Raw genomic sequence first — 3,174 nt, forward strand, 5'->3', positions numbered from 1 at the left:
AACGCCCCCCTGCAGCACGAAGTCGCAGGGGGGCGTCAGGAAATGATAAGGTTGGCGGCGACCGACTCTCCCGCCGGTGAAGGCAGTACCATAGGCGCTCCGGGGCTTAACGACTCTGTTCGGAATGGGAAGAGGTGAACACCCGGGCTAAAGCCACCATTATCAGAAGGAAGTCACCGGCTCAAGGCTCGGCAACATCCTAATAGCTTAACATAGAGGCAGAGTAGGAAAAAGAAAGGGAAAGAGCTATCGTAGCTACAGAAGTGTTCGAGTCCTTAGTACCCCTCGGCTGTGCGATTCCGCGCTCTACACCTAGGGCCTATCAACGTCGTGGTCTCCGACGACTCTTCTAATCGGATATCTCATCTTCAGGTGAGTTTCGCACTTAGATGCTTTCAGCGCTTATCTCATCCCAGCGTCGCTACCCGGCGCTGCAACTGGCGTCACAACCGGTGCACGAGCGGCTGGTCCAACTCGGTCCTCTCGTACTAAAGTCAGGTCCTGTCAAATATCCTACGCCCACCACAGATAGGGACCGAACTGTCTCACGACGTTCTGAACCCAGCTCGCGTGCCACTTTAATCGGCGAACAGCCGAACCCTTGGGACCTTCTCCAGCCCCAGGACGTGACGAGCCGACATCGAGGTGCCAAACCTCCCCGTCGATATGAGCTCTTGGGGGAGATCAGCCTGTTATCCCCGGCGTACCTTTTATCCTTTGAGCGATGGCCCTTCCATGCGGAACCACCGGATCACTATATCCGTCTTTCGACCCTGCTCGGCTTGTAGGCCTCACAGTCAAGCTCACTTATGCTATTGCGCTCTGCGTACGGTTACCAAGCGTACTGAGTGAACCTTTGAAAGCCTCCGATACTTTTTTGGAGGCGACCACCCCAGTCAAACTACCCAGCAGACACTGTTTCCGTTTCCAGATTAGGTGCCAAACAACACAAGGGTGGTATTTCAACGTTGGCTCCCCCAGACCTGGCGGCCCGGGTTCACAGCCTCCCACCTATCCTACACATGTGTTGTCCAGCATCAATGTCAACCTATAGTAAAGGTGCACGGGGTCTTTCCGTCCCGTGGCGGGTACTCGGCATCTTCACCGAGACTACAATTTCACCGAGCTCACGGCTGAGACAGCGCCCAGATCGTTACACCATTCGTGCAGGTCGGAACTTACCCGACAAGGAATTTCGCTACCTTAGGACCGTTATAGTTACGGCCGCCGTTTACCGGGGCTTCGATTCAAACCTTCGCTTGCGCTAAGTTCCCCTCTTAACCTTCCGGCACCGGGCAGGTGTCAGGCCTTATACTTCCGCTTACGCGTTCGCAAAGCCATGTGTTTTTGTTAAACAGTCGCCTGGGCCTTTTCACTGCGGCTTCTTGCATTGCTGCAAGGAAGCGTCCCTTCTCCCGAAGTTACAGGACCATTTTGCCGAGTTCCTTGGCCGTGATTCACTCGAGCGCCTCAGGATGCTCTCCTTGACTACCTGTGTCGGTTTGCGGTACGGGCTAGAATTCAGTAAACGCTTAGCAGGTTTTCTTGGCAGTCTGATTAGGTACACTATCCCGTTGGCCGAAGCCTCCAGGTACTATCGGGTTTCAGCAAACAAGGCGTACTTGACTACCCTGCTTCTACCTACACCCTTTAACGAGCACTTCCGTCCGCTCGCGGTACTTTCACTTCTGCGTCACTGCATCACTCCAAATCCTAGGTGCGGGAATATCAACCCGCTGTCCATCGACGTAGCCTCTCGGCCTAGCCTTAGGTCCCGACTAACCCTGCTCCGATTAGCGTTGAGCAGGAAACCTTAGTCTATCGGCGAGGGGGTTTCTCACCCCCTTTATCGTTACTCATGCCTACATTTGCTTTTCTGGCCGCTCCAACATCCCTGACGAGACGCCTTCACCGCTGACCAGAATGCTCCCCTACCACTTGCCTAAAGGCAAATCCATCGCTTCGGTACCGGACTTGATGCCCGCGTATTATCGATGCCCTCTCGCTCGACCAGTGAGCTGTTACGCACTCTTTAAAGGAATGGCTGCTTCCAAGCCAACCTCCTGGCTGTCAAAGCAAGTGGACCTCCTTTGTTCAACTTAGTCCGAATTTAGGGACCTTAGCGGATGGTCTGGGTTCTTTCCCTCTCGGCATGGGACCTTAGCACCCCACGCCTCACTGCCGAGTATATCAACGGGCATTCGGAGTTCGTCAGGATTCGGTAGGCTGTGACACCCCCTAGTCCTATCGGTAGCTCTACCTCCCGCTGACTCCACCTCGACGCTGTACCTAAATACATTTCGGGGAGTACGAGCTATTTCTCAGTTTGATTGGCCTTTCACCCCTACCCTCAAGTCATCCAAATCCTTTTCAACGGAAACTGGTTCGGTCCTCCAGTTGGTGTTACCCAACCTTCAACCTGCTCAAGGGTAGATCACAAAGTTTCGCGTCTACCCCCTCTGACTCTGCGCCCTATTCAGACTCGCTTTCGCTGCGGCTCCACGTCTTCAGACGTTTAACCTTGCCAGAGAGGAGTAACTCGTAGGCTCATTATGCAAAAGGCACGCTATCAGGCCACAAAAGCCCTCTAACTGCTTGTAAGCACACGGTTTCAGGTTCTTTTCACTCCGGTATTCCCGGTTCTTTTCACCTTTCCCTCACGGTACTAGTTCACTATCGGTCTCTCAGGAGTATGTAGCCTTAGCGGATGGTGCCGCTGGATTCAGACGGGGTTTCTCCGGCCCCGCCCTACTCAGGAGTCCTCTACCGTGAATAATCAGTTCGTCTACCGGACTCTCACCGTCTTTGGTTGGCCTTCCCATGCCATTCAACTAAGATTACTCAATCAGATCTTGAGGTCCTACAACCCCACGGTGGCCGTAACCACCCTGGTTTGGGCTCCTCCCCGTTCGCTCGCCACTACTTGGGGAATCATATGTTATTTTCTGTTCCTCCGGGTACTTAGATGTTTCAGTTCCCCGGGTTTGCCTCTACCAGACAAAGCCAGTAGATCCTATCTCTTCAAGATAGGGGGTTGCCCCATTCGGAAATCAGTGGATCACCGGGTATGTGCCCCTCCCCACTGCTTATCGCAGCTTATCACGTCCTTCTTCGCCTCTGAGAGCCTAGGCATCCCCCGTGTGCCCTTATCTACTTCTCGTAGTGACTAACTCT

Annotated in this window: 2 rRNA genes; both read right to left on the reverse strand. The window is 53.8% G+C overall.

What is annotated here, in order from left to right:
- Nucleotides 1-49: 49 nt before the first annotated feature.
- A 5S ribosomal RNA gene (rrf, locus tag DNI29_RS23755) occupies nucleotides 50-161 on the reverse strand.
- Nucleotides 162-256: 95 nt separating this feature from the next.
- Nucleotides 257-3,160, reverse strand: a 23S ribosomal RNA gene (locus DNI29_RS23760).
- Nucleotides 3,161-3,174: the final 14 nt, after the last annotated feature.

Source organism: Hymenobacter sediminis, assembly GCF_003231285.1.
GTDB classification, from domain to species: domain Bacteria; phylum Bacteroidota; class Bacteroidia; order Cytophagales; family Hymenobacteraceae; genus Hymenobacter; species Hymenobacter sediminis.